Below are 25,943 nucleotides of genomic sequence, written 5' to 3'. Positions count from 1 at the left end.
AAGGAGTAACGATGGAGTTGATGACTAGAGGAGAACTTGCCAAAAAAACAGGAGTAAGTCCTGCCGCAATTCGTTACTATGAAGAGCACAACATATTACCTGCTCCAAGACGACGTTCAAACGGTTACAGATTCTATACAGACGACTATGTTGTGAAAATTCAATTGATCAAAGATGCGAAAACGCTCGGTTATTCATTAAAGGAAATAGCTGAAATTATGGACATGCTAAGTCAAGACATAGACCTTGATACCCTAAGACAAATTGTCCATCTTAAACATGAAGAAATTGAAAAGAAAATTAAAAGCCTTCGTCTCATTCAAGACCTTTTATCTAACTTATTAAAAACCCCTGAAAAAAAAGTACAAGTCTACTTGGAATCATTTCGTGTTCCGAAGCAGGATGATCAATAAACCTATTGGGTGAAGGAGAGAAAAAAATGAGTGTAGAAATGTATCATGGTGAACGTTCTAAAGAAAGTATTCAATTTGAAACATTATTCGCTTCGCAAAGTAATAAAGAGAGTTTTTCTAGTATCGAACAGACAAAAAAATTTCTTGAGCAAAAAGGAATTGAAAATACGCAGCCTTATGCCATTGGGGATGATGTGAATTTAATCAGTGAGGTACAAGAGCAGACTTTCGAAGGCATGCAAGTTTTCACATTGAATGAACAAGCATCACAAAATCAAAAAGTCATTCTCTATCTACATGGTGGCGCGTGGACAAATCAGCCTTTGAATGTCCATTGGTGGTTCATGGATAAAATGGCGCAATCACTAGGTGCGAAAGTAGTCGCTCCTATTTACCCAAAAGTACCTCATTATAGCAACCAGGATACGTATCCGAAAATGCTTAACCTATATAAAGACCTTCTGAAAACTGCCGGAAGTGCCAATCAATTGACGATCATGGGAGATTCAGCTGGCGGAAACATCTCACTTGGTCTTGCGCACCTTTTAAAGAAGGAAGATCTGCCGCAGCCAAAGGATATCGTGTTACTATCTGCGTGTGTTGATATGAGTATGAGCAACCCTCTCATTTTTGAATATGCAAAAAAGGACCCGATTCTAGGTCATGAAGGAATGGAAGTCATCACAAAATTGTGGGCAGCTGATCAAAGTCTCACAGATCCATTGATCAGTCCCATATACGGCGACTTCAAAGGACTAGCGAAGATCACTCATTTCATTGGAACACATGATATGTTATATCCAGATGCCATCAAGCTTGATGAAAAATTAACAGCACAAGGAATGGACATCAAAACCTTTGTTTATCCTGAAATGCTGCATGTGTTTGTTGTCATGCCAATTCCAGAAGCGGCAGATGCTCTGAAGAAAATCATTCAAGCGATCAATCGATAGGGATTCAGTTCACACCTAGAAAGGGTACATGTTCTGATGTAAATAAGGGAAAAGGTTGCTTACTTGAAAGCAGCCTTTTTCAATTGAATATGAAATACATTCAGAATGGCCATTCACTACAGAACAAACGGTCTTTTGGCTGGTTAGTAAAGGGGAGTGAAGTTTAGTTCATCACCTCATGTTTGGTATAATACATACGAGCAGTGAGGTGAAAGGGGAACGAAATGAAAACGTTTGATCTATCACATGAAGATATCGAATTAATAGACGAAGCAAAAAAGAAGATGATCAGTCTTTATGAAGATGACAAGCATCATGTAGGGGCAGCGATCCGCATGAAAACAGGAGAAATCATATCAGCTGTCCATATAGAAGCCTATATCGGACGGGTAACTGTTTGTGCAGAAGCCATTGCGATTGGCAGCGCTTTATCGAATGGATACAAAGATTTTGATACAATCGTTGCAGTGAGACACCCTTATTCAGATGAAAAAGATAGAAGAATTAGGGTAGTCAGCCCTTGTGGCATCTGCCGAGAGCTCATTTCAGACTTTGGACCAACGTGTTTTGTCATCCTTGATATGGATGGGGAGCTGGTCAAGGTGAAAATCGAAGAACTCATTCCGCTCAAATATACTAGAAGCTGATGTACGACATAAAGATAAAGTAGGAAAAGGGATGTAGCAAACGTTACATGTGATCCTTGCTACATCCAAGATGACTGAAAAAGCGTTCAACAAAAGCGGCCCCATGTATGTTCTCCATATATTTCGTGTTAAAAATATACTGTTCCATTTGTTCAAGCTTCCGCAGACTCCGCACTAGTATTTTCCGATCATGATCAGACAGAGTAGGATCATCATCTATCTTCTCTAAGGCCTTTTTCACACGTGCAGATACATGTTCAACATATAAATGGTTTTTGGATGCTGGCGGAATACATACCGCTAGGTCACAGCCTAAAAAACGAACACCATCAAGGGTGCAGTTTTCAAAATTGGCGATCAGCTTTTGTTTGCCATTTCCCTCAAACGTTATATCTATTAGCTTACCAGCAAAGGTACAATTGACGATGTTCGCTGCCTGTAAAACACGGTCATTGAATCTACAATTAGAGAAAGTACAATCGATAAACGTAGCATTCTCCAATGTCATTCCCCTCATATCGCAGGAAGAAAATTCGCAATTGGTGAAGACAGCTTCGTTTTTGCCAATGCCCACAGAGCGCAAGTCTGAATGACTAAAAGTACAATGATCAATCGTACTACCGGCAAAAAATCTCGCATTCGTCAGATCACACGTATCAAATACAAGATGATCCAAGTGACAGCTCCAAAAAATAGGAGAACGAACATTTGAGTTGATGATTGTCGTTCTGCTGATTGTTTCGTTTTCATACCTGGTCACATCAGAAAAGCTTCGTTGTCTACTGATATACCAGACTCAAGTCTTCTCATCGCTATCACCCTATCATTTCTTCAGAAATTTTTCACCATCATGATGTTCATTCAGCAAGTTCATTTTCCATCAGCTCTTGTCTTTGACTCAAGATTATATCACAATACGATACTCAGCCAGCAAAGAACCGATATTCATTTTCATGATGAAAGGGGCATAAAAGAATGAAAAGGTTTGACACATTTCCAGAACCAATCGTTAGCTACATAGGAATCCAGATGGATTTTGAGTAAACGGCATCAGATCAATCCAAAAGAGAACTGACCGCATTTATGTACTATCCATCTGATAGCAGTGAAGGAAAGACTCCAACCACATACATGTTTCCTGAAGTGTACGAAATGCTTCATGACTAGCCGCTTGTCACTAAATATTTGATATCTAAACGCATTTTTACGACGACGTGGCTCTTTCTCGTAAGGAAGAGGGCTATCCAGTACTATTTTATGTTTGCGGCGGGGGGGGATTCGCCTGAATGGGGGACAGCCATCTGTACAGACATGGCAAGCCAAGAGTTAGGTTTTCATGCTGTTGTTAACACCAATGATCGCATTCAAATATTAATGTAGAGCCTATTGTAAATGTTTAAGGTCAGCATCTGAATTTTCGTTTAAAATTTCAGTGAAAAGATGATCTTTTGATGGATTTTTGATATTGACCAGTTGTCCCTTTTGAATAAGGTTCATCAGGTTTTGAATATCTTCCTTTGTGGCAGGCTGTTTTTCTGATTTTAAAGTATATCCTAATTGCCCGTTAGATTCTAATGTAGCATATTGAACATCACTAATATTTGAAATTCCTGCTTGTCGTAATCGTTCTTCTAATTTATCAACGGGTAATCTAAGTTTTTTTAAATGTCTCTCAATTAGTTCACCATTTTCAATCACTAATACAGCCTTACCAGATAGAACTGTTTCTGCATTGTCATATTTTAATTGGATAAGTTCAGTAATAATTAGACAAAGCACTAATAATCCAGCTATACCAAAAGTACTCCAAAGGCTCTGACTAGCGACGGGTTGGATTAATAAGGTACCGATAGCAACCATCATAACTGTTTGGGGAATCGTCATTTGAGAAATTGTTCTTCTTCCACCAATTCTTAAGATAATTGTTCCGACAATAAATATTAAAAGTGTTTTCCAAATTAATGTTACATCCATCATGATGATCCCTTCTGCATTTTTTTCTTATAGTATGTCTGGTTCCAAAATTTATACACTTTTTAATTTATCAGAGAAATACATACTGCTTCCTAAAACAGCGTCACAACCTTTAAATTGGTCATGAAATAAAACAGCCTTTAATATAATGTATTATTCTTCATTGTATAAACAATCTATTAATGAGGTGTTTAAATGGTAACAACACCAGATATTCCTGCGCTTGAATATAGCTTTAGAAATGGTATTAAATTTTTCGAATTAGTAGCTGAACCTGTAAGTCAAGAAATACTTCCTGGTGTTTTTATTAAAGGGTGGGGATACAACGGGAGTATACCCGGACCAACTATTCAAGTATATCCAGATGACTACATCAGTATAAGAGTCATTAACCACCTACCAGAATCTACAAGTATTCATTGGCATGGCTTAGATGTTCCAAATGTGATGGACGGTGTCCCAGATGTGGAGGCATCTCCTAGAATAGAACCAGGTCATTATTATGATTATCATTTTAGGATAACAAATCCTCCTGGCACACATATGTATCATTCGCACGTTAATGTAGCAAAGCAAGACATGCTAGGATTACTAGGAGGTTTTGTCATACTAGACCCGAAGGAAAGACATATTAATAAAGATTATCTAATGTTAATGCAGGAATGGAGCCTTGATGGTTTAGAAAAAGGGGAAAAAGTAGAGCCAGGTCAATATGATTTAAAGCCTTTTGCCATGGACTTCAACATGTTTACTATTAATGGAAAATGCTTCCCTTCTACATCACCTATGCCAATTAAATATGGTGATATTGTACGCTTGAGATTAGGAGCGATACAAATCAACCATCATCCAATGCATATTCATGGGCATCAATTTTTAGTTGAAAAAGCAGACGGTAATCCAATTCCTGATCATAATAGATTGTTAAAAAACACAATATTAGTGGCTGCTGGTGAAACTTGGGATGTCTTATTTAAAGCCTATAATCCAGGTGTATGGCCTTTTCATTGCCATATTTCACATCATATTTCTAATAACCTTACCGATGGAGCTGGTGGTATGTTCACCACTTTAGTTTACACATCATGAAGTATTAATTGGACCTAAAGTATGAGGATTACAAACTCCATTATAAATATAAATAATATTCCAATACCCTCGGTGACAAGAGTTCCTATGATCATAAGCTTTGAATGGATGCATAATAATTTATATTTACGTTTAACCCATATATCCGGTAAATCCAAAACCAGGGATACGATTGTCTTTCTAACATCAGTTTTTGTCGCCACTATCTTGATTTCAATAGATGAGTGTATTTGATAAGCCATGCTGGATCAATGGCTTATTTTTGTTTCATTTTAAAACGTTCAAACGCCTTAACAAACCTCAAAAAGATGGATTGAATCAGGTAACGATTTTATCGAGCTTTATGAAGCTGATAGGTGATCATTACGATGTCACTTAGTCAAGCGCTTGAATCGTTTTCGAAGAACTAGGCATGAGACAGCAAATACTGCGAAAGCGCCCAATGATCCAGCAGCAAACATCAGCTCAGTTTGGTCTAGTTTGGATTTGAATAACAAAGGGACTGAAAGAATGAGCGCGGCACCACTAAAGCTCAATCCTAATATCAACATGGCCAATAATTTATTCATAGAAACACCTCTTAACTTAGAGTGAGAACAATGGAGATCTACTGATCCAAGTATCATTGTTATGATTTGACAACCTTTAACCATCCTAAATGGAGTGTATCATATGCTGGTGAGCGATTGGTTTCTTTTCATTAAAACACAATCGTGAAACAAACGTTTTATGATCTTGTGAGCATTACAATATATAAATAAATCTATATATTGTTTTTATATATAAAAAATTATATAATCTAGTGGAATAAAAAAATGAGGTGCTTAGGCATGGAACATATTAAAAAGTTATTAGAGAGTTATATTCCTTTAGCAAAATCTACTGCAAAAATGTTTGGACCAAATTGTGAAGTGGTGATTCATGATTTAACGAATCCTCAAGCATCTGTCATGTTTACAGTAAATAACCATGTGACAGGAAGAGAAATCGGCCAATCATTTGATCATCTAGTCAAGACTGTATTACAATCAGAAGATTTTAAAGAAGATTATCTGGCTGGTTATACATTTATAACAGAAGATAAGCGTACGATTCGTTCTTCGACTTCATTAATACGTGATTCAAAGCAAAAAGTGATCGGTGCTTTCTGTATCAATTTTGATGTTGAAGCACTGAATCAAATGCAGCAATTTATGGATACTTTTCTTTCTACACAAGTGGAAGCTCAAGAAAAAGAAACAACATCAAATGATGATCTTGAAAATGTGGAAGAAATAGTAGATCAATTGATTCAACAAATCATTCAAAACAGTGTTCATCCAGTTATGAAACGTCATGAAAAAATTGAACTAATCAAATTCATGGATGAAAAGGGCATTTTTTTAATGAAAGGATCTGTTGAGAAGGTCGCATCTATGTTAGGCATTTCCAAAGTAACCGTCTATAGCTATTTGGATGAAATCAAAAATAAATCGAGGTAAGGAGTGTCAAAATGGAAAGCGTACTCGAGGTAGGAAATCTAAAATCAAACGGACACTATGCATTCGCAACCATTCATCAAAACACGGTCTATGTGTCGGGACAATTTGCCATCAATCCTGAAACGACAGAAAAAGAGTTCGGCCCCATTGAAAAAGAGACATTACAAGCGCTTAAGAATGTAGAGATGATTGTAGAGGCTGCTGGAAGTAAAAAAGAAAAGATTTTGCGCATGACATTATACATTTCAGATATTGAATTATGGGACAAAGTAGATGCGGTTTATACCGAATTTTTCGGTGAACATAAACCAGCACGTACGATTGTACCAACGAATGAATTACATTTTGGTTTCAAAATTGAAATGGATGCCATTGCATATGTTTAGAATATTTTTTTGACCACCCTATATAAAAAATTATATTTTGTATAAAAAAATATTCAAAGGGGCAGATGAAGAATGAATCAATTAAGTTGTAACGATTGCGGGAAAAAATATGAGATGACACCAACTCTATGGAAATGTGATTGTGGTGGAGTATTCAATCTAGTGAAAGATACCCCGAAAATAGACGTCATAGCTTGGGATCACTATCCAAATTCATTATGGCGTTATGTTGAAACCATGCCATTTCCAAAAGGTTCTAAGACGTGGGAAACTGTGACAATGGGCGAGGGCCAATCTCTTTTAATCGTTCTAGATCCTAATGAACCAAACACTTATGTAAAAGTTGATTATATGATGCCTACACTATCATTTAAAGACCGTGGAGCAGCTGTGTTAATGACAAAAGCTAAGGAATTAGGGGTAACAAAAGTCATTGCTGATAGCAGCGGGAATGCAGGAACGGCAATTGCTTCGTATGCGGCGCGTTGTGGTATTGCCTGTGACATCTATCTAAGTGATAAAACATCACCTAAAAAAGTCGCTCAAATCAAAGCCCACGGAGCAACGATTAAAGAAATTCATGGTACACGAGAGGACATTGCAGCTGCGGCCCAAAAGGCAGTAGACGAAGAAAATGTTTTTTATGCAAGCCATGTCTATAACCCTTATTTTTTCGAAGGTACAAAAACATACGCCTATGAAATCTACGAACAATTAAAAGGGGCACCGGATGCTTTAATCATTCCGGTTGGAAACGGCACTCTGCTGCTCGGTGCGTATTATGGCTTTAGAGAGTTATTCGAAAATGGTCTCATTCATAAAATACCGAAAATTATTGCCGTACAAGCAAAGAACTGCGCACCACTTGTGAAAGCTTTTCAACATGCGGAGGAATCAGCAACACCTGTGATAAATAAAGGGACTGTAGCAGAAGGGATCGCTATTGCTGCCCCAGCGCGTTCTAAACAAATTTTAGAAGCTGTATACAAGACGAATGGTACGTTCATTGATATTGAAGAAGAAGAAATTCTACATGCACGCTCTAAACTGAGTGAGAAAGGATTTTATGTCGAAGTGACATCTGCCATCAATTTTGCTGGCTACATGAAATATCAAAAGGAATCAGAAGAAACCATCATCATTCCTCTTTGTGGTGCAGGGATTAAATCAAAATAACCTTAGGACTCTGGTAGAATAGAGCGTTGCGTGCCTCGTTGTCCTATTATAGGTTCAATCAGGAGTAATATTTGCGAAATGAATTTAGATGATATGGAGGGTTTTGGCGGGGACATACCATTTGAGAACTATACAGATGACATCATTCCTTTGCTGAATCTTTCGGATTCTGATAGTTACTTAATGCCAGATGTTTGTAAGACCGTTGCAGTTAGATTACGTCAACTGATCCACAATTGGCCTGATGATGATATAGATAAGAAGAACGCTCTCTATCTGGCAGAAGGAATGGAGTTAGCGCATCAACAAAATGAGCCAATCGGATTGATATAAGATGAGAAGAAAGCTACTTTAGAAAGCATGTTTAAACCGTAGTAGCTTTCTTTCCACTCTACCTAATTATTTTTCATTTGTTCCTCTCCCCAATAACATATCTCATCTAATACAGGCATCAGTGATAAACCCTTTTCAGATAAACTATATTCTACTTTTGGAGGCACTTGGGGATATTCTTTACGATGAATTAAGTGATCCGCTTCAAGCTCTTTTAGTGTATTGGTTAATGTTTTAAAAGAAATCGTTCCGAGCTTACGTTTCAGCTGATTATAGCGGACAGGACCATCGTTTGAATATAAAGCATACAGAACTGGCATTTTATATTTCCCACCAATTAATGACAAAGTATACCCAAAACCAGTATCTTTTAGCTCAGCTTTCGTCTGGAAGGACTCCTCATTCATTTTATACTCTCCTTTGGATTAGTATCGCACTTTGATTACCGTACTTGTAGTATGTTATAGCACATAATAAAATGAATGTACATCAAAAAATGATACAAAACTCAGAAAAAGGGTGAATGAATAATGAAAACGATTGTCTATGCACATCCTTGGGATGGAAGCTATAATCATGCCATTTTGACTTCCATAACAGAAAAATTAGAAACAAAGAGAGAACCGTTTCAAGTAATCGATTTATATAAAGATGGATTTAATCCTGTTTTTACAGCTGAAGAATTAAAGCATTTTCATAAAGGAGAAACGCCTTATCTATTAGTGAAGGATTATCAAGAAAAATTAAAACAGTCAACAGAATTGGTATTTATATTCCCAGTCTGGTGGTGGGATCTACCTGCTATTTTAAAAGGATTTATTGATAAAGTGATGTTAAGCGGTTTCGCATTCATTGAAGATCAAAATACTGGTACTTTAAAAGGTTTATTAACAAATATAAAAAAAACAACCGTGATCTCAACATCAACTACAGATAAAAAGTATATAGAATCTGAAGCTGGAAATGCCATTCAAAGCGTTTTTATTAACAGAACGCTAGCAGATTTGGGATTGAAAAATGAATCCACGAAATGGATTCATTTTTCTAGAGTGAATTTAACAACAGATGAAAAGAGAAAGCAATTCTTAAAAGAAATATCCCAGAATATTTGATTTACAGTACAACAAATAAGGGCCATCTTCTACGACCGATTTAATTTATTGAGAAGGTCGTAGAAGTTTTGTCATTTAAGCAACAACAAATCGAGCCTGCCTAATTGACCTCTTGATCTCCTCCAAATACCCCATTATTTAAACCCATACCATTTCTGTGTTTTTTTAATATTTTTTATAGCACTGCCGGCTCAAGCAGATTGTTAACATCATTTTCATTAAAGATAATACTGACTCATGCCATTTTTAAAGATAGGCAGGGTCTTAGTCACTAGCTCTTCTGATGAAATAAGTCTTCCATCCTTATTCCATGTGTATGCAGCTCCGTATATCCCCCAACTTAGCATAGTAGATAGGGTTGTTACCATTTGTTTATCCTCGAATTCGATGATGTTTTTAGTTCCTTTTAGCATAAGATCAGCTATTAGTTTCTGTAACTCCTCTTTAATTTTACTTTCGATAATAGTTCCTAAAGAATGATAACCTTTGGGACATAGGTCGCTTATCTCTTTATGGTGATCACACATGGCTAGAAAAATATTTGCAATGACTTTTTCATTGAATGCATCGTGATCATTGATTCTTTTTTTCAATTTGTCTGTAAATGTATTGGTGATTGTAGAATGTAACAAATCAAATTTATCGTCAAAGTGCGCATAAAATGTAGCCCGGTTAATAGTAGCCTTTTCTGTGATATCACGTACCGTTATATGGTTGAAATCTTTTTCACTAGCTAACGAAAGAAAAGAGTCTACAATCAATTGTCTTGTACGAAGTATTCTCGGATCTTTTTTTGGCATAATCATTTTTTCTTCTCCTTTTAGGGTTCATCATCTTGTCTAAAAACGACAATACATTAGAAGTGTTGCGTAAACTACATATTGGCTATTTTGGTTATTGTTTATTATTCTTTTTCATCTTATCATCAATTATACAACGCGCGTTGCTTAAATAACACATGTTATTACGAAAGATTTTTGATCAAGGAAATCATTGTGATCATTCTGAATAACAAAAGGAGATAGACGACCATGAACATCACTATTTTTGGTGCAACTGGTGCAATCGGTCAACTTTTAACACAGTTTGCATTAGAAAACGGAGATATCGTTACGGTATATGTTAGAAACCCTGAGAAAATCAAGCAAAAGCATTCGAATTTACGCATTGTAACGGGTGAACTAACGAACACTTCAGCTATTGAAACGGCAGTTTCAGAAGCTGATGTCGTGATAAGCACCTTAGGTCCCGGCATTGATTTGTCTCGAAAACAAAAAGGTACACCGATCGCCGACGGACATAACCGAATTGTCAAAGCGATGAAGAAGTTCACCAAAAAAAGGTTGATTACACTCGCGACGCCAGCCTTGCAATCTGAAGACGATAAGAAAAGCTTATCGACGATATTGCCAAGAATATTGCCTAAACTTCTCATGCCAAATGGTTATGCCGAAATGAAGAAGATAGGAGAACTGATTAAAGAATCGAACCTGGATTGGACAGTCGTTCGAATCATTAATCCTAATATCAAATACAACGGGCAATCTTACGGTTATTCATTCGGCGATCAGCCAGCTAAAATGTCCGTATCTAGGGAAAATGTCGCTAAACTCATGTATGACGCTGCTAGGCAACACCAATTAATCGGAAAAATGCCCATTGTTTATAATGATTAAATCAGCTTTTTGTATGAGGTTGTTGATTCAGCAGAAATTATAGGAATCATTTAGAGTCATACCAAAACATTGCGTGTGAATTCTTTTTATAAGTATTCAAAATCAAAATCATAAAGGGGAAATGATCATGTCAAAAGTATTATTTGTTAAAGGAACACCTCAAAGTGAGGAACAATCAAGAAGTACGCAAGTTGCTAGAGCATTTATCAATGAATATAAGGAAGTAAATCCAACAGATGAAATAATAGAAGTAGATGTCTATTATGCAAATGTGCCATTAATCGATGCTGATTTTTTAACTGGACAAAAGAAGTTAAGAAGTGGGGAAGTGCTAACAGATGTTGAAGCACAAAAAATAGAAGCAGTGAATGCATTCACAAAGCAATTTATGGAAGCAGATAAATACATCATTCAGTCTTCAATGTGGAATTTAGGAATCCAACCTTTATTAAAAGCCTATTTTGATACAATCATGAGTGCTGGAAAAACGTTTAAATATACATCAGAAGGTCCAGAAGGATTGATGAAAGGGAAAAAAGCAATCCATATTCATGGAATGGGAGGATTTTATTCGCAGGCAATTGGAATGGAACATTCTGATTCTTACGTAAGAGGTGCGCTAAAGTTTGTAGGAATTGAAGTGGAACCAACGATTTTTGTTGAAGGTATTGACTATGATCCAACTAAAGAAGAAGAAATTGTTACTTCAACAATTGAAAAAGCAAAAGAGGTAGCACGAACGTTTTAAAAAAAGCTTTGGTGGGATTAGTTAAAAAGATTTTAATTAACATCATCCCACCTCGCACGTTCAAAAGCGTAATAAAGAAGAATAGACAAAATACATTCATCAAAATCATAAAGGGGGAACATATGATGAAAGTAGAAATTTGGTCTGATTTTGTTTGTCCGTTTTGTTATATTGGCAAACGTCAATTTGAAATAGGGTTAGAACAGTTTGAACATAAAGAAGAGGTCGAAGTCTTATTTCGTCATTTTCAATTAGATCCATATGCGAAAAAAAATACAGGAATGGATATCCATCAAGTAGCATCTTCCAAGCATGGTATTCCATATGAAAAAGCAAAAGCAAGAAACAATCAATTGAAACAGAAAGCAAAAGAGATTGGGTTAGATTATCAATTTGATACAATGATTCCTACGAATTCATATGATGCACTTCGTCTTTCTTATTATGCAAAAGAGAAAGGGAAGATACGGGAGTTTATGGAGCGTATTTTGAAAGCTCATTTCACGGATTCACTAGATATCGGTGATCACGCAACACTTGCTCAACTTACAAGTGAAATAGGTCTTGATGGCAACGAAGCCTTGGATGTTTTAGCAAATGATCAATATAGCGAGAATATTGCAGCTGATAGAGCCGAGGGATCAAAAATTGGGATTCAGGGCGTGCCCTTTTACGTTGTGAATGATAAATATGTCATCTCAGGAGCACAACCTAGCGAAGTGTTTTTAGAAACATTACAACAGGTATGGAAAGAAGAGTACGGGAATCGTAAGGTTGAAGAGCATAAATTAGAGTCGTCGCTCGATGAATATTGTTCAGATGGAACATGTAAATTTTAATGGATATTCAAAAAAGATATAGAAATCACAAAAGATTGATATAGCTACTTTAAATACCACTTTATAATGAAACATTTACTTCCAAAAATCAAAGGGGTTTAGCGATATGAAAAATACAATTTTCCAAGGCACAATCGAGCATTCAGGATTTGTAGTACCCGATATCGAAGTAGCAGTTGAATTCTTCACTCATATTTTGGGTTTTGAAGTCTTGTTCCGGCCAAGACGGATGCAGTTTGAGGACGATAGTTTAAAAAGATACTTTGGGGTTCACGAACAGTCAGTTGTAGAAGGGGCGGCATTTTTGCAATATGGCGGTAGAAAGATCGAACTGGTTCAATGGTCGACGCCAGATCAACAGAATGTTCACCTAAAACCCAGTGATATCGGTGTAGCTCATCTAGCTATTACAGTTACCGATATAGAAGAAGCTTTAAAATATTTTGCAGAACAGTCTGATGTTAAAGTTAGAGAGCTGAGCCCTCTTGGATTTTTCTATATCACAACTTCATGGGGGATGGAGATTCAAATAATGGAATTACCCCAAAAACCTTTATGACCTATCTAATTTGTACCAAGACAAGAACAAGGGTCCTTTAATTAGTTGAAACAATAACTGTATTTTTATTAATGGACCCTCTTTCTCCTTCTGATCAAAGGACACCAAGAAGGGTCCTTTCCATCTAGTTGACCTCTTACAGGCAATTGATCATTGTTTTCTCCTCTTAATACCTCACTAATATCCTGCTTTCTTAAAATCCATATCATTTCTGTGCTTTTTGATGTCTCTTTTAGCTTTGGCAGCTCTAGCAAAGTGTTAACAGCAGAATGCCCAATGCAATTCTGATACCGAGTCAGATCGCGATTTAAAATATCAGGAATGCCATTCGATTAGCAACTCTTTTTTCATTTTCTGTCATAATCCCTTCAGCATTTATTGGGTTAGGGTTTTTCCACGTACCAGTGGCATGTATAACCGTCTTTGCCTCGTAAGTTTTTTCTTCTTGATTATTTAATTTCACTCGAATGATAAAAGGCACAAGACCTCTGTCTTTTGTTTTTATCAACACCTTTTTTGCCAATATAGAGAACTGGGCTATTTAAATAACTATGTGGTTTCATTTGAAGAAGAGAAGTCGGTATTTAAATCAATCATTTTCACACGAATCAATTTTTGTTTGAATTCATATAATCAATTGATTATATAAGTTTTCAGTTATATACTATTGAAGGAGTTGAAAAGAGGGGGAATCATTGTGACTACAGATGTTTCAATTGGTGTGACACATATGTCGAATTGTTTAAAAACACTCAGTGATCAAACAAGACTGATCATGATGAAATTGTTTTTGGAGAAAGAATATTGTGTTTGTGAACTGGTAGATATGTTCGAAATGAGTCAACCAGCGATTAGTCAGCATCTACGAAAATTAAAAAAAGCTGGATTTGTTCATGAGAACAGAAAAGGGCAGTGGCGTTATTATTCAATCAATACACTGTCTCCAGAATTTGAGACGATTCGGATCATCTTAAATCAAATTAATAAAGAAGATGACCTTTTAAAAAGTATACAACATAAAGCAACAAACATTTCTTGTTCGTAAGGAGGGATGGGTTTGAGTTTTGCCGTTTTATCATTAATCATATTTTTGTTCACTTTGGTACTGGTTATTTGGCAGCCAAAAAATTTATCCATAGGGTGGTCCGCTTGTGGAGGAGCTATTTTAGCATTAATCGTAGGTGTTGTGAATGTAGACGATGTGATCACCGTGACAGGCATTGTTTGGAATGCGACTTTAGCTTTTGTCGCCATTATCGTCATTTCACTCATCCTTGATCGAATCGGCTTTTTTGAATGGGCAGCATTGCATATGGCAAAGGCTGCAAAAGGCAGTGGGCTACGTATGTTTGTGTATGTGACCATCCTTGGGGCAATCGTCGCTGCTTTATTTGCAAACGATGGTGCAGCACTTATTTTGACACCCATTGTTTTAGCCATGGTCAGAGCATTAAACTTCAATGAAAAAATAGTATTCCCTTTTATTATCGCGAGTGGGTTTATTGCAGACACAACCTCACTGCCCCTTGTCGTTAGTAATTTAGTGAACATTGTAACAGCCGACTATTTTAACATTACGTTTATTGAATATGCATCCAGAATGGTTGTTCCAAACCTTTTTTCATTGCTTGCGAGTATCACTGTACTGTACCTTTTCTTTAGAAAGAGTATACCTAAACGCTATGATATGAATGATTTAAAACACCCGAGTGAAGCAATAAAAGATCCAAAGATGTTTAGATTATCTTGGTATATATTAGCTTTTTTATTGATTGGTTATTTTGCAAGCGAATTCTTATCTATACCTGTATCTGTCATAGCTGGTGTGATCGCCATTTTATTCTTGGTCATTGCACAAAAAAGCCCTTCTGTTCAAACAAAAAGCGTTCTAAAAGAAGCTCCCTGGGCGATCGTTTTCTTTTCCATAGGTATGTACGTTGTTGTCTATGGCATGCGAAATGCAGGACTTACTGATGCTCTTTCAAGCGTAATTCAAGCTGTAGCAGATCAAGGTTTATTGGCAGGGACTCTTGGTATGGGATTTATCGCAGCGATTCTTTCATCTGTCATGAATAATATGCCGACGGTCATGATCGATGCATTAGCCATATCCGGCACCGATACACAAGGAATGATGAGAGAAGCGTTAATATACGCAAATGTCATTGGTTCTGATTTAGGACCAAAAATTACGCCCATTGGCTCCTTAGCAACACTTCTATGGCTTCATGTCCTTTCTCAAAAAGGTGTGAAGATTTCCTGGGGGACATATTTCAAAATAGGGGTCATTTTAACTGTACCAACACTATTCATTACACTTTTAGCTTTGTATTTCTGGCTATTGATTATACATTAAAGGAGACGATCAACATGTCAAAGAAAACAATATACTTTTTATGTACCGGTAATTCTTGCCGCAGTCAAATGGCTGAAGGTTGGGCTAAAAAACATCTTGGAGATGAGTGGAAGGTCTATAGTGCTGGTATCGAAGCTCATGGATTAAATCCGAATGCTGTAAAAGCAATGAAAGAAATAGGGATTGATATTTCTAATCAAACGTCTGACCTGATTAATCAGAAAATATTGCATCACGCTGACTTAGTCGTAACACTATGCGGTGACGCAGCTGATAAATGCCCGATGACTCCTCCTCATGTCGAACGTGTCCATTGGGGCTTTGATGATCCAGCAAAAGCAGAAGGAACAGAAGAAGAGAAGTGGTCATTTTTCCAAAGGGTAAGAGATGAAATTGGAGATCGATTGAAACAGTTTGCTGAGACTGGAAAGTAACTTCTTGTAATGAAAAATGGATTCACCTTCAGCATGGTGAAGGTGAATCCATTAAAGTTTATTTTAACTTTAACCGACAAATACTTCTCCCTCAGGATAACGTATTGGGCTTTTCGTTCGTTTCATAAAGATAAATACGATGGTGAGAGAACCTACTCTACCAATAAACATCAGAATCGAAAGAATAACCTTACCTAAAAACGTTAAATCCGGTGTTAATCCCATTGAAAGTCCTACCGTACCAAACGCTGAGAAAGATTCAAAAACAATATCAATGAAAGGAGCCTTTTCAGTCATCGTCAATAAAAAAATGGTGATGAACACAAAACATAAACTGATAAAACTAATAGATAATGCCTTAATAACTACATCATGTTTTATTGTACGTCTATAGATAACCGGTTCTTTATTCCCTTTCAGAAAATGCAGGACAGAGATCAAAATGATCATCATCGTTGTTAACTTAATCCCGCTTCCTGTGGACGCACTTCCCGCACCAATAAACATAAGAAGCATCATAAGAGTTAAAGAGCTTTCATGCATATGTACTATATCAAGCGAATTAAAACCTGCAGTTCTTGGTGTTACAGCTTGAAAATAAGAGGCCCAAAATTTATCAAGAAGATTCATAGAACCTAGAGTATGGGGGTTTCCATATTCCATTAAAAAGATGAGTAAAAGCGCAACACCATTTGTTATGAGGGTTCCTATGATCATCAGTTTCGAATGGATTGATAACAATTTAAATCTCCGCTTATTCCAAATGTCAAATATCACTGTAAATCCAAGACCACCAATGATAAACAGGATGGTGATGGTCAAATTTATCAGTGGGTCATTTACATAGTTCATCAAACTATTTGAAAAAAGAGAAAAACCTGCGTTGTTAAAAGCAGAAATGGAATGAAATAAACTGATGTATACCCCTTTCGAAAAACCATATTCTGGTACCCACCGAAATGATAATAGACACATAGCCATTAACTCGAATGTTATTGAAAAGATAAACAAAACCTTTATAAGACGTACAATACCACCTATATTTGTCAGATTAAAAGCCTCTTGAACCAATAATCTCTCTCGTAAACCTACCTTTTTACCAAATAACAAGATGACCATGACGGCTAAAGTTAAAAAACCAAGCCCACCAATTTGTATCATCAGCATAATGACAATTTGCCCGAATAAAGTAAAGGTTGTTCCTGTATCAACCACAGCTAAACCTGTAACCGTTGTTGCGGAAACAGCTGTAAAGAAAGCATCAATGATTGAGATGGGTTCAACAGTAGAGAACGGTAGAGTTAAAAAAAATGCCCCTATCACTATGACCGTCAAAAATCCAAACAATAAAATTTGAGGAGGCGTTAATTTTACTGGTTTTTTTAAAAAATGATCGTATTTAAACATTTCCTATCCTACTTTCACTCACTTGAAATTTTAATGTTATTATATAACGAATAGGGATAGGAATGTTTATCTCTGATGTTTTTATTTAAATAGAGAAAAGATTTGATAGACAACAAAAGGAGTCATTAAAATGCCAAAAAAAGAATTTGCTGTTATCGGGTTAGGTCGTTTCGGGGGAAGTATATGTAAAGCATTAAGTGAAGAGGGACTTGAAGTGCTAGCTATAGATCTAAATGAAGATCGTGTAAACGAATATGCGCAAATCGCTTCGCATGCAGTCATTGGCGATTCAACAGATGAAGCCGTATTGAAAAACTTAGGAATGCGAAACTTTGATCATGTCATAGTGGCTATAGGTGAAAACATCCAGGCTAGTATTTTAACAACCATTATATTAAAGGAACTTGGTGTTAAGCTGGTAACGGTAAAAGCACAAAACGACTACCATGAAAAGTTACTAAATAAAATTGGGGCCGATCGAGTTGTTCATCCAGAAAGAGATATGGGGAAAAGAATCGCGCATAAAATCATTACAAATAATGTCATCGAATACTTGGAGTTATCTGATGAATATGGACTAATTGAGGTTGAAGCAAACGGCCATTTAGAAAATCAGTCATTACTTGACCTTGATATTAGAGCAAGATATCAAATCAATATTGTAGCTATCAAACGAGGGAAAGAAGTGATTATTTCCCCGCTTGCTCATGAACAAATTCAGAAAAACGATATCTTAATTGTAATTGGAGCAATGAAAGATATCGCTCGTTTTGAAAGAAATGAATTACAAGGTTAATGATCACCCTAAGTCCAATACATCTGTGAACGGGGCGATGGAGTTCGCCTAAAGCCTATTTGGAGGACTTATGATGTCGTAGCATACGACATTGCACATCGCTCTTTTAAACGTTTACAGGGTGAAGGGGAGTGATGATTAATTGCTATTGGAGAATTTCTACAAGCAGTACTGGATATACAAAAAAGTGAGACTAATGATTTATCTCCGGCTTAAAGGATTTGTGGTGACTATTTAATGATACGTGCAATTCATGGTTCGCATTAACAGATGCATAAAAAATATCACCCATTTTCAGATCTTTCTTTTGTAACTCCTGAATAAGCCACTGTTCATTTAAATGTAATTGAGTGAGAATCTGATTTTCTATGTTACCTTCAATAATAACAGGATAAGCAATATTATCAGATGCTTTTTTAATTCCTAAATCCTCTGCAGTAATAGTCAATTTATGTGGTTTTTTAAAAGCCGTTAGTTTCCCATTTGGTTCGATTAAGGCTATCTCTACATCATTTACATCAAAAATATCTTTTTCTCTTAACATTTGTAAGACATTATCTAAGGAATATCGGATTTTTTTTAAATTTCCTACAATAAAAACACCATTTCGGATAACAATAGTTGGTTCAAATGTTATCATTCGTCCAAAAGCTCGGTGTTTTAATTTCAATTTTGACAATAATTTGTAAGACCCCTATAGCTATTATTGTTAAAAATGTATACACATGAGGAATATCCGGATCAGCGATATCTGCCCCTGCCACAGCACCAAGTACAATAATGATCAAGAAATCAAATACAGGCACTTCTCCGATGGCCCGTTTTCCCATAAACAATGTCATAATTAAAAGACAGGGGATGATAGTAATGATCCTTCCATACACCTTTAAGATTTCCATTAATGTTTCCATTATTTATTATCACCATTGTATCTAAGCCCCAATTCTCTAGTAGATGAGGCGATATTTGGAATGATCAATTTGTTTTTCATCTTCAATCACTCAACAACCTTTCTTAACTTTTTGGATAATGGTAAGGAGAGTTCTTATTTTATGGTTAGAACGTTTTTTTATCATGGTAAATTGATACAGATTTTCATGTAAATAAACTTTGATAATGAAGACCACTGATGGGAGGAAAGAACATGATTGAATTTTTGTCATAGAGACAAGGGAGCTGTTCAAGCAAGTAAAAGACGTAATTATCATTGGAAACATGTATAGAAAGATGGGTATAAAATAATTGATCTAAATTCACCTTTATATTTTCTTTTTAGTTTACATAATATATATTCTAGGAAGTTAAGAAACAATTGAATTTTCTTTGTCTCATTATTAAGTATACTTATCTTATTGAGATAAAATAAAAAATGAAAATCCAACGGTTGATTCGTCAGATTTTCATTCCTCTAAATGTTTTAAGATTTTTGCAGGATTCCCGCCAACAATCACATTTGCCGGAACATCTTTTGTCACAACGGCTCCTGATGCAATGACAGCATGATCTCCGATTGTCACACCTGGATTGATAATGGCACCGCCGCCAATCCATACATGATGTCCAATTGTGACTGGTTTGCCAAATTCAATACCTGTTTGACGTTCTTCTGGATTTAATGGATGTCCAGCTGTATATATATGTACATTCGGACCAAACAAACAATGATCTCCAATTGTAATCTTGCAAACATCTAATAACACAGCATCAAAATTCGCAAAAAAATGCTCACCAACCTCGATATTGTATCCATAATCACATTGTATTCTGCCTTCAAACACCACATCTTCTCCGCAAGCGCCTAAAAGCTCCTTTAAAATGGCCTTTCTCTGTGATGGCTCATTTGTTTGCTGATAGGCAAATGTCAATTGTCGCGCTTTTGCTCGATCTGCCATCAATGTGTGGTCATTTGGATGATAGTATTCTCCCTTGATCATCTTTTCTTTTTCTGTTTTCATGTTCATCTCCCTTTTATTGAAACTTCATTCATCGTTTGAATGAATGCCTCGGTGAATTGTGTCGTCGTCTCATTTCCTCCTAAATCCTTCGTTTTCAAGTTCTTTTTTAAGGTCTCACCAAGAGTATGTTCGATCAGACTGGCTGTCTGTTTTAATCTTTCATCTTGATATTTCACATGTAGCCAGTTACAAAGCATCACTGTAGAAAGAATCATGCCCATTGGATTGGCGATATTTTGACCAGCAATATCCGGTGCTGAACCATGTGCCGCCTGTGCCATCGCTTGATTTTCGTTACAATTTAATGAGGGTGCCATTCCTAAACTGCCGACTAGTTCCCCTGCAAGATCAGATAATATGTCGCCAAACATATTTTCTGTCACAATCACATCAAAATCACCTGCACGTCTCACTAAATGAGCAGCCATCGCATCAATATGAATATCCTCAACCTCCACTTGCGGATATGCTTTCGCTACCTCTTGACATGTTCGTAAAAACAAGCCAGATCCTAATTTGATCACGTTCGCTTTATGAACAATGGTGACTTTCCCCCTCCTCTCCACTGCACGTTGAAAGGCCGCGTGGGTAATACGGGTAATTGCTTTTTTTGTAAACACACCTGTAGATATGGCGACATCTGGTGTAATCATCCACTCTCCTGTCCCCTGATACATATTCCGGTCTGGATAAAAGCCTTCTGTATTTTCTCGAAAAATGACAAGGTCGACGCCACTGGCAACGCTTTTCACACCTGGTAGCGATTGCGATGGACGAATATTTGCAAATAAATCAAATGTATGACGCAGTTCTCCACTTGGATTTCTTCTTTCTTTCAATTGATCAGGATATGAAGCTGAATCATGAGGTCCTAATATCCAGCCATGGCATTTTTTCAAGGCGGCTATCGTAGAAGCTGGCACTGGATCTTGATGAGAATGAATGGCTTCAGCACCGATAGGACACTCTACAAATTCCACAAATGGTTCATTGAACTGTGACAGCGCTGTCTTAAAAATACGCATACTAGAATTAACAATTTCCGGTCCAATCCCGTCTCCCTTTAAAACACCTATTCGATATGACATATGTATCGCCCCTTTTGTCTTTATTCTATCAAAGAATGATGAAGTTGGAATATTTTCTTCATGATGATCCTCCCTCATGTTATTTACGAATCAAGAAGTCTCCTTTATAATCGAGTAGATTTGTTCTGTAAGACTACATAGATATGAGGGATTAGATGAAATTAAAGTGGTATAAAGCGATCATTGTTATTTTTACGATGTCTGGGATCTCCATCTCCACTTGGTTTTCAAGGACACCAGAAGTGAGAGATTTGTTGCAAGCAGATACAGGCACAATGGGACTCATTTTACTCGGCCTATCTGTAGGTTCCATTGTCGGGCTGATTCTTTCCAATGTATTCGTTCGCAAAAAAGGCGGCCGAGTGGCGATTGTGGTCAGCGCTTTTTTGATGTTTATTGGATTCTCAACCCTTGCAATCGGCGCCGCCCTCTCTTCTACGCTGATTGTCACTGCTGGTCTTTTTCTTTTTGGTTCAGGCTCAGGCATGTGCAATGTAGCCATGAACTTAGAAGGAACGGAGATTGAGTATCAGATCAAGAGAACGATCCTGCCGATTTTGCATGCTTCTTTCAGTATTGGAACGTTAATTGGTGCAGGTGCCGGAATACTCTTTATTTATTTAGGTGTGTCTGTCTTCATTCACCTTCTCACCATTGCACTCCTTTTCTTTCTCAGTATCCTGATTTGTACACGGTTTATTCCGCACGGGACAGGAAAAGATCAGGATGAGACGCAGACAGAATCAGTTGAGGCTTCTCAAACATCATGGCTGAACAAACGAACGATCTCATTAGCGATGATTGCCTTATGTCTCGCATTTGTAGAAGGTTCTGCAAATGATTGGATTCCACTAGCAATGGTTGATGGCTATCAGGTTTCTCATTCAATGAGTACGGTCATCTATGCATTATTTTTGTGCGGGATGATTAGTGGCAGACTACTGAGCGGACGTTTCATTGATCGCTTTGGCAGGGTGCTATTGCTAAGAATCGCGATTTTATCTGCTGCCGCCGGACTATTCTTGGTGATTTTAAAGATTTCACTCGTCGTGTGTATGATATCTATCTTTTTATGGGGACTTGGCGCGTCCTTAGGCTTCCCGCTGACCATTTCAGCAGCTGGTGATGATAGCCGCTATGCTGTCAAGCGTGTCAGTATCGTCACTTTATCTGGGTATACAGCCTCTCTATCAGGGCCCCCTGTTTTAGGACTGCTCGCCAATCAAGTCGGACTGCTTCATGCGTTTATTTTTGTTCTGTTTGCCATTTGTATTGCGGGAATCTTCACAAAAGCTGTTGCAAAACCGACATCAATACATTCTTTTTGACAAGTGCCAGATCTTTGATCTCGGTACTTTTTTTAAATTTAAAAAATAAAATTGAAACCTTTCATGAAGTGAAACAGTCTTATAGATGTCTTGATGTTTATCGCTTTTTTAAAGAGGGAAAGTAAAAAAATAAGACTTTTCAAATAACTGAAAACGTGGTAAGATCATGAAAATAAACAGGAAGGGGTGAGAAAAATGAAAAAAAATATGCTGTTAAAATTAGCAGTCTTATTCATAGCACTTGCAAGTTTTCATTTGTTCTCAATGCCTCATTCCGTTCAGGTATACCATCATGCAAAGGTGGTTGCTGATCAAGAATCACATGAAATGAAAATCGTTCAGACAGCAGGCGATGAAAAGAAACAAAAACATGTGAACGCAGTATTTGCGGCATTTACAGCACTGCTAGTCATTGGCAGTATGGCAGCTGGATTTGCACGCATCACTTATACTGATCGATTTGACCGGAAAAAGAAGCATTTACTTGCAGTGTTCTACCAGTCTTCGAATTTCCGAGTAGCTCGTGTTAACCCAACCATTTAAATCAAACAAAAATTGGGAGGTTTTACACGATGTTATTTTTCTTAAGAGTATTCATTCTAGGTCTATTCTCTGTCACTTCACTTTCTCTTTTCGTTTACCAAGGAATTGAAGTAGTGCATGCCATCACAAGCATGTTTGGCAATCACGAGAGTTAAATTGACCTCATCATAAAAAACCCCCTGCCTTACGCAGGGGGTTTTCGTTTTGCTTATTTATTGTCATCTTGGTCAGATGCAGCAGGTGATAAAAGAACTTGAGTTACTTCTCCCTGCTCTTCCTCATCTAAAATAAACGATCCATTGCTATAACGATCATTTGCCCTTAGTGTGGAAATATCGAGCGGGATCGTGGCACCCTTTTCCGTATCAATCTCAAGTGTATCGTGCAGTGAAGCAGCAATCACAGCAACAATTCTGTGAGGGTTTTTCTTTAATTCTCTTAGCATGATCACTCCACGTTTTGCTCTTGATGTCTTATCAAATTCAGAGAGGTTCATCCGCTTCACAGCACCTCTTTGTGTCGTGAGCACAAGCACATTGTTCTTCGGATCAATGATTTGTCCAGAGACCACCTCGTCTCCGTCCTTCAAATTGATGCCTTTCACACCAGCCGCTCTCGGACCGACCACACTCACTTCTTCTTCATCAAACCATAATCCATAGCCATTTTTCGTTGCAATAAACAATTCTTGCTGACCTGTTGTAACATGAACATCTACAAGTTCATCATCACCTTTTAAATTCAAGGCGACAAGCGGTTTTGAATAGCGTTGCGCTTTATATTGGAGAAGCTCTGTTTTCTTCACCATACCGCCTTTTGTGAAGAACAGGAGATACGATGATTCATCGAATTTTTTAATTGGGATCGCTTTTTGAATGGATTCATCGCGATCAATCGAAATAATATTCGTAATATGCTGCCCCATGTCTTTCCAGCGTATATCTGGCAGCTGGTGAACTGGACAGTAAATATAGCTCCCTTTATTCGTAAAGAGCAGAAGAACATCTGTTGTATTCATTTCAAACTGGTGAATCAGTCGGTCTGTATCCTTCATACCGAAGTCCTTACCGTTTGATGCAGCATAGGAACGCTGGCTTGTCCGTTTGATGTATCCATCCTTTGTGACTGTGACGTACACGTCCTCTGATGCGATCATCACTTCAAGGTTAATCTTAATTTCTTCAATTTTTTCCTCAATGACAGATCGTCTTTCATCAGCATACATCTTTTTCAACTTCTTCAAGTTGTTCGTAATGACTTTAAACAGCTTCTTCTCATTCGCTAAAATGTCTTCCAGCTCTGCAATTCGCACGTCAAGCTCTCTTGCTTCGTCTCTTAGTTGAGTGATATCTGTATTTGTTAAACGATATAACTGGAGAGAAACAATCGCTTCTGATTGAGCTTCTGTAAAATCATATTTCTCCATCAAATTGTTTTTCGCATCACGCTTATCATTAGACGAACGAATCGTCGCAATGACTTCATCTAAAATGGAAAGAGCTTTAATTAACCCATCTACAATATGATGACGCTCTTTCGCTTTTCGAAGCTCGTATGCTGAGCGGTTCGTCACCACTTCTTTTTGATGAGCAATGTAAGCGTCTAGTACAGTTGTAAGCGTCATTAAAGTCGGTCTTCTGTTATGTATCGCGACCATATTAAAGTTATATGGGATTTGCAGATCAGAATTTTTATATAAGAAATTCAAGACACCATTCGCATCCGCTTCTTTTTTCAGCTCTACAACAATCCGAAGACCGGTACGATCCGTCTCATCCCGAACTTCAGAAATTCCTTCTACTTTTCTTTCAATGCGGAACTCGTCCATCTTTTTGACAAGATTGGCCTTATTCACTTCATAAGGAATTTCTGTGATCACGATTTGCTGGCGTCCACCGCGGATGGTTTCAATCTCCGCTTTTCCGCGAATCATAATCTTTCCTTTTCCTGTTTCATATGCCTTCTTAATACCATCCACACCTTGAATGATCCCGCCTGTTGGGAAATCTGGTCCTTTGATGACTGTCATTAAATCTTCAACCGTACAATGCGGCTGTTCGATTCGCTTAATCACGCCATCAATCACTTCTCCTAGGTGGTGCGGCGGAATATCAGTCGCATAACCGGCTGAAATCCCTGTTGACCCGTTCACAAGAAGGTTGGGAAACATCGCTGGTAAGACAACAGGCTCTTTGCTTGTATCATCAAAGTTCGCGACAAATTCGACTGTCTCCTTGTCGAGGTCCTTTAAAAGCTCTGATGCAATGGCAGAAAGCCTTGCTTCCGTATAACGCATGGCAGCAGGAGGATCTCCGTCGATACTCCCGTTATTTCCATGCATCTCAATCAGCACATTTCGCACTTTCCATTCCTGGCTCATTCTCACCATTGCTTCATAAACAGAAGAATCACCATGGGGATGATAGTTACCAATGACGTTACCGACTGTTTTAGCAGCTTTACGGAAGTTTTTATCTTGTGTATTTCCTTCCGCATACATCGCATATAAAATTCTTCGTTGTACAGGTTTTAATCCATCACGTGCATCTGGAAGTGCACGATCTTGGATAATATATTTACTATAGCGACCAAAACGGTCCCCAATCACTTCTTCTAACGGTAAATCATGAAATCGTTCTTGTTGTGCCAT

General features: G+C 37.3%; 28 protein-coding genes and 2 pseudogenes. 21 read left to right on the top strand and 9 right to left on the bottom strand.

What is annotated here, in order from left to right; translation table 11 throughout:
- Positions 1-11 precede the first annotated feature (11 nt).
- The 3 genes from LCD32_RS08605 to LCD32_RS08595 all read left to right on the top strand — a co-directional run bounded on the left by LCD32_RS08605 (position 12) and on the right by LCD32_RS08595 (position 2,013).
- On the top strand, positions 12-413 hold the full coding sequence (locus tag LCD32_RS08605; RefSeq protein WP_017367349.1) for a MerR family transcriptional regulator: 402 nt from the start codon (positions 12-14) through the stop codon (positions 411-413).
- A gap of 26 nt (positions 414-439) precedes the next feature.
- The gene (locus LCD32_RS08600; protein WP_035700990.1) at positions 440-1,366 is read left to right on the top strand and encodes an alpha/beta hydrolase fold domain-containing protein; all 927 of its coding nucleotides are present in this window, start codon (positions 440-442) and stop codon (positions 1,364-1,366) included.
- A 224-nt stretch (positions 1,367-1,590) separates the two neighbouring features.
- Positions 1,591-2,013 carry a cytidine deaminase gene (locus LCD32_RS08595; protein WP_224563533.1) on the top strand — a complete coding sequence of 141 codons (423 nt, stop codon included), beginning with the start codon at positions 1,591-1,593 and terminating at the stop codon, positions 2,011-2,013.
- 43 nt (positions 2,014-2,056) lie between these two features.
- Here the strand turns inward: LCD32_RS08595 and LCD32_RS08590 are convergent, their stop codons facing one another.
- Positions 2,057-2,689 (bottom strand): pentapeptide repeat-containing protein, encoded by a 633-nt coding sequence (locus LCD32_RS08590; RefSeq protein WP_224563531.1) that lies wholly within the window; start codon positions 2,687-2,689, stop codon positions 2,057-2,059.
- 299 nt (positions 2,690-2,988) lie between these two features.
- Here LCD32_RS08590 and LCD32_RS19295 point away from each other — a divergent pair.
- A pseudogene (locus LCD32_RS19295) lies at positions 2,989-3,333 on the top strand (choline esterase); the annotation flags it as partial.
- Between the two features lie 63 nt (positions 3,334-3,396).
- On the opposite strand, the gene LCD32_RS08585 reads toward LCD32_RS19295, so the two are convergent.
- Positions 3,397-3,987 (bottom strand): DUF421 domain-containing protein, encoded by a 591-nt coding sequence (locus LCD32_RS08585; RefSeq protein WP_035701085.1) that lies wholly within the window; start codon positions 3,985-3,987, stop codon positions 3,397-3,399.
- Between the two features lie 195 nt (positions 3,988-4,182).
- Here LCD32_RS08585 and LCD32_RS08580 point away from each other — a divergent pair, with 195 nt between their 5' ends.
- The 5 genes from LCD32_RS08580 to LCD32_RS08560 all read left to right on the top strand — a co-directional run bounded on the left by LCD32_RS08580 (position 4,183) and on the right by LCD32_RS08560 (position 8,452).
- On the top strand, positions 4,183-5,076 hold the full coding sequence (locus LCD32_RS08580; protein ID WP_007499295.1) for a multicopper oxidase family protein: 894 nt from the start codon (positions 4,183-4,185) through the stop codon (positions 5,074-5,076).
- Positions 5,077-5,906: 830 nt separating this feature from the next.
- On the top strand, positions 5,907-6,557 hold the full coding sequence (locus LCD32_RS08575; RefSeq protein WP_008343772.1) for a transcriptional regulator: 651 nt from the start codon (positions 5,907-5,909) through the stop codon (positions 6,555-6,557).
- Between the two features lie 11 nt (positions 6,558-6,568).
- Positions 6,569-6,943: a RidA family protein gene (locus LCD32_RS08570; RefSeq protein ID WP_035700977.1), complete on the top strand. Its 375-nt coding sequence runs from the start codon at positions 6,569-6,571 to the stop codon at positions 6,941-6,943.
- 72 nt (positions 6,944-7,015) lie between these two features.
- Positions 7,016-8,119 (top strand): threonine synthase, encoded by a 1,104-nt coding sequence (locus tag LCD32_RS08565; protein WP_224563529.1) that lies wholly within the window; start codon positions 7,016-7,018, stop codon positions 8,117-8,119.
- 78 nt (positions 8,120-8,197) lie between these two features.
- Entirely contained in the window at positions 8,198-8,452 is a 255-nt protein-coding gene (locus LCD32_RS08560) for a hypothetical protein (protein WP_224563526.1), read from the top strand.
- 62 nt (positions 8,453-8,514) lie between these two features.
- Here the strand turns inward: LCD32_RS08560 and LCD32_RS08555 are convergent, their stop codons facing one another.
- Positions 8,515-8,859, bottom strand: coding sequence for a winged helix-turn-helix transcriptional regulator (locus LCD32_RS08555; protein WP_017359567.1), 345 nt, complete (start codon positions 8,857-8,859; stop codon positions 8,515-8,517).
- 123 nt (positions 8,860-8,982) lie between these two features.
- Between LCD32_RS08555 and LCD32_RS08550 the strand changes: the two genes are divergently transcribed.
- A complete protein-coding gene (locus LCD32_RS08550) occupies positions 8,983-9,564 on the top strand; it encodes an NAD(P)H-dependent oxidoreductase (protein WP_224563524.1) in 582 nt (193 codons plus the stop codon).
- Between the two features lie 218 nt (positions 9,565-9,782).
- Here LCD32_RS08550 and LCD32_RS08545 read toward each other — a convergent pair whose 3' ends face one another.
- A complete protein-coding gene (locus LCD32_RS08545) occupies positions 9,783-10,370 on the bottom strand; it encodes a TetR/AcrR family transcriptional regulator (protein WP_017359569.1) in 588 nt (195 codons plus the stop codon).
- A gap of 225 nt (positions 10,371-10,595) precedes the next feature.
- Here LCD32_RS08545 and LCD32_RS08540 point away from each other — a divergent pair, with 225 nt between their 5' ends.
- The 7 genes from LCD32_RS08540 to arsC all read left to right on the top strand — a co-directional run bounded on the left by LCD32_RS08540 (position 10,596) and on the right by arsC (position 16,176).
- The gene (locus LCD32_RS08540; RefSeq protein ID WP_224563522.1) at positions 10,596-11,240 is read left to right on the top strand and encodes an NAD(P)-dependent oxidoreductase; all 645 of its coding nucleotides are present in this window, start codon (positions 10,596-10,598) and stop codon (positions 11,238-11,240) included.
- Between the two features lie 127 nt (positions 11,241-11,367).
- Complete coding sequence (locus tag LCD32_RS08535) at positions 11,368-11,988, top strand: FMN-dependent NADH-azoreductase (RefSeq protein ID WP_058337567.1); 621 nt, start codon at positions 11,368-11,370, stop codon at positions 11,986-11,988.
- Positions 11,989-12,113: 125 nt separating this feature from the next.
- The gene (locus tag LCD32_RS08530; RefSeq protein ID WP_224563517.1) at positions 12,114-12,827 is read left to right on the top strand and encodes a DsbA family oxidoreductase; all 714 of its coding nucleotides are present in this window, start codon (positions 12,114-12,116) and stop codon (positions 12,825-12,827) included.
- A 106-nt stretch (positions 12,828-12,933) separates the two neighbouring features.
- Positions 12,934-13,386: a VOC family protein gene (locus tag LCD32_RS08525; RefSeq protein WP_224563514.1), complete on the top strand. Its 453-nt coding sequence runs from the start codon at positions 12,934-12,936 to the stop codon at positions 13,384-13,386.
- 697 nt (positions 13,387-14,083) lie between these two features.
- Positions 14,084-14,431: an ArsR/SmtB family transcription factor gene (locus LCD32_RS08520; RefSeq protein ID WP_411908496.1), complete on the top strand. Its 348-nt coding sequence runs from the start codon at positions 14,084-14,086 to the stop codon at positions 14,429-14,431.
- A gap of 12 nt (positions 14,432-14,443) precedes the next feature.
- Positions 14,444-15,742 carry an arsenic transporter gene (locus tag LCD32_RS08515; protein ID WP_224563511.1) on the top strand — a complete coding sequence of 433 codons (1,299 nt, stop codon included), beginning with the start codon at positions 14,444-14,446 and terminating at the stop codon, positions 15,740-15,742.
- Positions 15,743-15,756: 14 nt separating this feature from the next.
- Complete coding sequence (gene arsC / locus LCD32_RS08510; RefSeq protein WP_224563508.1) at positions 15,757-16,176, top strand: arsenate reductase (thioredoxin); 420 nt, start codon at positions 15,757-15,759, stop codon at positions 16,174-16,176.
- A gap of 69 nt (positions 16,177-16,245) precedes the next feature.
- Here arsC and LCD32_RS08505 read toward each other — a convergent pair whose 3' ends face one another.
- Entirely contained in the window at positions 16,246-17,583 is a 1,338-nt protein-coding gene (locus LCD32_RS08505; RefSeq protein ID WP_224563506.1) for a TrkH family potassium uptake protein, read from the bottom strand.
- Positions 17,584-17,713: 130 nt separating this feature from the next.
- Here LCD32_RS08505 and LCD32_RS08500 point away from each other — a divergent pair, with 130 nt between their 5' ends.
- Complete coding sequence (locus tag LCD32_RS08500) at positions 17,714-18,379, top strand: potassium channel family protein (RefSeq protein ID WP_035700953.1); 666 nt, start codon at positions 17,714-17,716, stop codon at positions 18,377-18,379.
- A 193-nt stretch (positions 18,380-18,572) separates the two neighbouring features.
- Here LCD32_RS08500 and LCD32_RS08495 read toward each other — a convergent pair.
- The 3 genes and pseudogenes from LCD32_RS08495 to LCD32_RS08485 all read right to left on the bottom strand — a co-directional run bounded on the left by LCD32_RS08495 (position 18,573) and on the right by LCD32_RS08485 (position 21,500).
- Positions 18,573-19,290: pseudogene (locus tag LCD32_RS08495) on the bottom strand (DUF421 domain-containing protein).
- Positions 19,291-19,779: 489 nt separating this feature from the next.
- The gene (locus LCD32_RS08490; protein ID WP_224563504.1) at positions 19,780-20,334 is read right to left on the bottom strand and encodes a sugar O-acetyltransferase; all 555 of its coding nucleotides are present in this window, start codon (positions 20,332-20,334) and stop codon (positions 19,780-19,782) included.
- 2 nt (positions 20,335-20,336) lie between these two features.
- A complete protein-coding gene (locus LCD32_RS08485; RefSeq protein WP_056703236.1) occupies positions 20,337-21,500 on the bottom strand; it encodes an isocitrate/isopropylmalate dehydrogenase family protein in 1,164 nt (387 codons plus the stop codon).
- 77 nt (positions 21,501-21,577) lie between these two features.
- Here LCD32_RS08485 and LCD32_RS08480 point away from each other — a divergent pair, with 77 nt between their 5' ends.
- The 3 genes from LCD32_RS08480 (at position 21,578) to LCD32_RS19245 (ending at position 23,448) form a co-directional block, all read left to right on the top strand.
- Positions 21,578-22,750 (top strand): MFS transporter, encoded by a 1,173-nt coding sequence (locus LCD32_RS08480; RefSeq protein WP_060832363.1) that lies wholly within the window; start codon positions 21,578-21,580, stop codon positions 22,748-22,750.
- A gap of 195 nt (positions 22,751-22,945) precedes the next feature.
- Entirely contained in the window at positions 22,946-23,293 is a 348-nt protein-coding gene (locus tag LCD32_RS08475; RefSeq protein WP_008343786.1) for a hypothetical protein, read from the top strand.
- Between the two features lie 29 nt (positions 23,294-23,322).
- Positions 23,323-23,448, top strand: a complete 126-nt coding sequence (locus tag LCD32_RS19245; protein WP_008343787.1) for a hypothetical protein — start codon at positions 23,323-23,325, stop codon at positions 23,446-23,448.
- 53 nt (positions 23,449-23,501) lie between these two features.
- Here the strand turns inward: LCD32_RS19245 and parC are convergent, their stop codons facing one another.
- Complete coding sequence (gene parC / locus LCD32_RS08470) at positions 23,502-25,943, bottom strand: DNA topoisomerase IV subunit A (protein WP_224563502.1); 2,442 nt, start codon at positions 25,941-25,943, stop codon at positions 23,502-23,504.

The organism is Bacillus sp. RSS_NA_20 (genome assembly GCF_020165915.1).
In the GTDB taxonomy this organism is placed as follows: domain Bacteria; phylum Bacillota; class Bacilli; order Bacillales; family Bacillaceae; genus Bacillus; species Bacillus altitudinis.
Note: the sequence above shows the minus strand (reverse complement) of the source record. Positions and strands in the feature narration are given on the sequence as shown.